This is a genomic window from Allosphingosinicella sp., from assembly GCF_036387215.1.
Taxonomy (GTDB): domain Bacteria; phylum Pseudomonadota; class Alphaproteobacteria; order Sphingomonadales; family Sphingomonadaceae; genus Allosphingosinicella.
Genome location: NZ_DASVUE010000285.1, coordinates 1 through 3,734, shown reverse-complemented (window position 1 = coordinate 3,734; position 3,734 = coordinate 1). Strand labels below are relative to the sequence as shown.

Here is a 3,734-nt window from a genome sequence, read left to right as displayed (position 1 = left end):
CGAGCTCGTCGAATATCTGCTCGCCCTCGCCCTCCCCCGCCGCGACACCAAGCCGCTGGCGAAGAAGCTGATCCACGAATTCGGCGGCTTCGGGGCGCTTCTGACCGCCGATGCGCAGGTGATCGCCCGCGTCGGCGACATCTCCGAAGGCGCGGTGGCGGCGCTCAAGATCGCCCAGGCCGCGGCGCTCAGGCTTCTACAGGAGCAGGTGAAGGAACGGCCGGTGCTCGGCTCCTGGCAGGCTTTGCTCGACTACCTTCACGCTGACATGGCCCACACTCCCGTCGAGCGCGTGCGGGTGCTGTTCCTCAATTCCAGGAACATGCTGATCCGCGACGAGCAGATGTCAGAAGGGTCGGTGGACGAAGCGGCGGTCTACGTGCGCGAGATCATCCGCCTGGCGCTCGAATATCATGCGACCGCGCTGATCCTCGTCCACAACCACCCGAGCGGCGACCCCTCCCCCAGCCAGCAGGACATCCGCCTGACCAAGGATATCGTCGAGGCCGGAAGGCATCTCAGGATCAACGTGCACGATCACGTCATCATCGGCGCCAAGGGGCACAGCAGCCTGCGCGCCATGGGTCTCCTTTAGGGGAAAGCGCCCTCATTGATGGGGCAAATCGCCCCTGCTACGGGCGCCTGCACACGCAAAACAGGAAGCTTCCATGATCCCCCGTTATTCGCGGCCGCAGATGGCCGGCATCTGGGCGCCCGAGACGCGGTTCCGGATCTGGTTCGAGATCGAAGCGCACGCGATGGACGCGATGGCGGAGCTCGGCATCGTCCCGAGGGACGCGGCGCAGGCGGTGTGGGAACGGGGAAAATTCGAAGTCGATCGGATCGACGCGATCGAGGCGGAGGTGAAGCACGACGTCATCGCCTTCCTCACCAACGTCGCCGAGCATGTCGGGCCCGAGGCGCGTTTCCTCCACCAGGGGATGACGAGCTCGGACGTGCTCGACACGTGCCTTGCGGTCCAGCTCTCCCGCGCGGCGGATCTCCTGATCGAGGACATCGACCTGCTCCTCGAGGTGCTGAAGCGCCGGGCGCACGAGCACAAGCTCACCCCTACGATCGGCCGCAGCCATGGCATCCATGCCGAGCCGGTGACGTTCGGGCTGAAGCTCGCTTTCGCTCACGCGGAGTTCGAGCGCAGCCGTGCACGCCTGGTCGCCGCTCGTGAAGAGATCGCGACCTGCGCCATTTCGGGCGCTGTCGGGACGTTCGCGAATGTCGATCCCCGCGTCGAAGCCTATGTCGCCGACAAGCTGGGGCTGAAGGTCGAGCCGGTCTCGACCCAGGTGATCCCCCGCGATCGCCACGCGATGTTCTTCGCGACGCTTGGAGTCATCGCCTCGTCGGTCGAGCGGCTGGCGACCGAGATCCGCCACCTGCAGCGGACCGAGGTGCTGGAAGCCGAGGAATATTTCGCGCCGGGGCAGAAGGGCTCCTCGGCCATGCCGCACAAGCGCAATCCGGTGCTGACGGAGAACCTCACCGGCCTGGCGCGGATGGTGCGCGGCTATGTCACCCCGGCGCTGGAGAATGTGGCCTTGTGGCACGAGCGGGACATCAGCCATTCCTCGGTCGAGCGCTATATCGGCCCCGATGCGACGGTGACGCTCGATTTCGCGCTTGCCCGCCTCGCGCTCGTGATGGACAAGCTCATCGTCTACCCTGAGCGGATGCGGAAGAATCTCGACCGGATGGGCGGCCTCGTTCATTCGCAGCGCGTGCTGCTCGCGCTCACCCAGGCCGGCGCCGCGCGCGAGGACGCCTATCGGCTGGTCCAGCGCAACGCGATGCGGGTCTGGGAATCGGATGGCGCGCTGTCGCTGCTCGATCTTCTCAAGGCGGATGCGAAGGTGTCGGCGCTGCTGACGGCCGAGCAGCTCGAGGAGAGCTTCGACCTCGGCTACCATCTGAAGCACGTCGATACGATCTTCGCCCGCGTCTTCGGGGCGTGAGCGCCCGGGCGGCTCTTCGCGCCGCGACGTCCGAGGACCATGAGCGGGTGGACCGGCTGTTCTCCCGCTTCGACCTCGGCAGCCCCGATGGGTACCGGCTGTTCCTCACCGCTCAGGCGGCGGCGCACGTCCCCATCGAGGCGGCGCTGGACGCAGCCGGCGCGGAAGCGCTCCTGCCCGATTGGCGCGCGCGGAGGCGATCGCACTTGATCGAAGCGGATCTTGCGGAGCTCGGGTGCACTCTGCCCGATCCGGTCGAACTGCCAGTCCTTGCCGACACGGCAGCAATCATGGGCGCCCTTTACGTGCTCGAGGGCTCGAGGCTCGGCGGAGCGGTTCTGAAGCGGGAGCTTGCGCCTCACGCGCCGATGCGGTTCCTGGCTGCCGAGCAAGCGCCCGGCGCGTGGCGGAAGCTACTGGCGAAGCTCGACGAATCGCTTTACCAGCCCGCCCTGGTGGAGGCGGCAAGCCAGACGGCGAGGCTCGTATTCCGGCGCTTCGAGATTGCGGCGCGCCGACATCTGGAGAGTGCGCAGGCGTGAGTGAGGCATATCGTCAGGTCGATCTTACCAATTGCGACCGCGAACCCATCCACATCCTCGGCGCGATCCAGCCGATCGGCTTCCTCATCGCTGTTTCGTCCGACTGGATGGTGGCGCGCGCCTCCCGCAACATCAGCCAGTTCCTGGATACGACTGCCGAGGATCTGATCGGGCGCCCGCTGGTCGACATCCTCCCGCCAGCCGCCATCCACGGCCTGCGCAACCGCGTCGCGATGCTCCGCGGGCCGGATTCGGTGGAGCGCATCTTCGGCTGCACGCTGATCGACGGCCATCAGTCCTTCGACGTCGCCGTGCATATGTCCGGCCGCCAGATCGTGATCGAGGCGGAGCCGGGGCCGAGCGGCGAGCATGGCGACGTCACCGGCACGGTGCGCTCGATGATCGCACGGCTCGACCAGGCCGAGACGATGACCGCCTTCTTCAACGAAGGCGCGCGCCAGGTGCGGGCGCTTTCGGGCTTCGACCGGGTGATGGTCTACCGCTTCGCGGCCGACGGATCGGGCGAGGTGGTCGCGGAAAGCGCCAAGCCGGGCATCGGCTCGTTCCACGGCCTCCGCTATCCCGCCACTGACATCCCCGCCCAGGCGCGCGAACTCTACAAGCGCAACCTGCTGCGCGTCATCACAGACGTCGATGCCGAGCCCGTGCCGATCGTCCCGCAGATCGACGAGGACGGTGCCCCGCTCGATCTTTCGCTGTCGATGCTGCGTTCGGTCTCGCCGATCCACATCGAGTATCTCAAGAACATGGGCGTGGGCGCCTCAATGTCGATCTCGATCCTCGTCGAGGGCCGGCTCTGGGGCCTCTTCGCCTGCCACCATTATTCCCCCCGCTGCGCAAGCTTCGAGCGGCGTTCGGTGGCGGAGCTCTTCGCCCAGATGTTCGCGATGCGGCTCGAAAGCCGGGAGCGGAAGGAGACGGTCGAGTTCGAGCGCCGCGCGCGGGACATTTCGGACCAGCTGCTCGGCGCAGTCGCTTCGGATGAAACCCTGCTCAACGATCCCGATTGGCTGAGCGACATATTGACCCACGTGATCCCCGCGGACGGCGTCGCCGTCTGGATCAACGGCAACCAGGCCTTTTCGGGCATCACCCCGTCGAGCGAGGATTTCGGCCGGATCGTCCGCGCACTGAACGGCACCGCCGCCGGCAAGGTGTACGCGACCGACCGCATCTCCTCGATCGTGCCCGGCGCGGAGGC

At 66.8% G+C, this 3,734-nt stretch carries 4 protein-coding genes; all 4 read left to right on the top strand.

Features of this window, described 5'->3' with window-relative positions:
* Positions 1–595 (top strand): RadC family protein (gene radC, locus VF662_RS11625; protein ID WP_464141283.1); only part of this gene is annotated, 595 nt, incomplete at its 5' end.
* A gap of 73 nt (positions 596–668) precedes the next feature.
* Complete coding sequence (gene purB, locus VF662_RS11620; protein ID WP_464141280.1) at positions 669–1,970, top strand: adenylosuccinate lyase; 1,302 nt, start codon at positions 669–671, stop codon at positions 1,968–1,970.
* Positions 1,967–2,512 carry a biliverdin-producing heme oxygenase gene (locus VF662_RS11615; RefSeq protein ID WP_464141278.1) on the top strand — a complete coding sequence of 182 codons (546 nt, stop codon included), beginning with the start codon at positions 1,967–1,969 and terminating at the stop codon, positions 2,510–2,512. Before purB ends, VF662_RS11615 begins: the two co-directional genes overlap by 4 nt.
* The coding region (locus tag VF662_RS11610) for a GAF domain-containing protein (protein ID WP_464141276.1) at positions 2,509–3,734 on the top strand (1,226 nt) is incomplete at its 3' end. The genes VF662_RS11615 and VF662_RS11610, both read left to right, overlap by 4 nt.

Coding starts and splice junctions, on each gene's coding strand:
- purB (WP_464141280.1), top strand. CDS start 669: ATGATCCCCCGTTATTCGCGGCCGCAGATGGCCGGCATCTGGGCGCCC.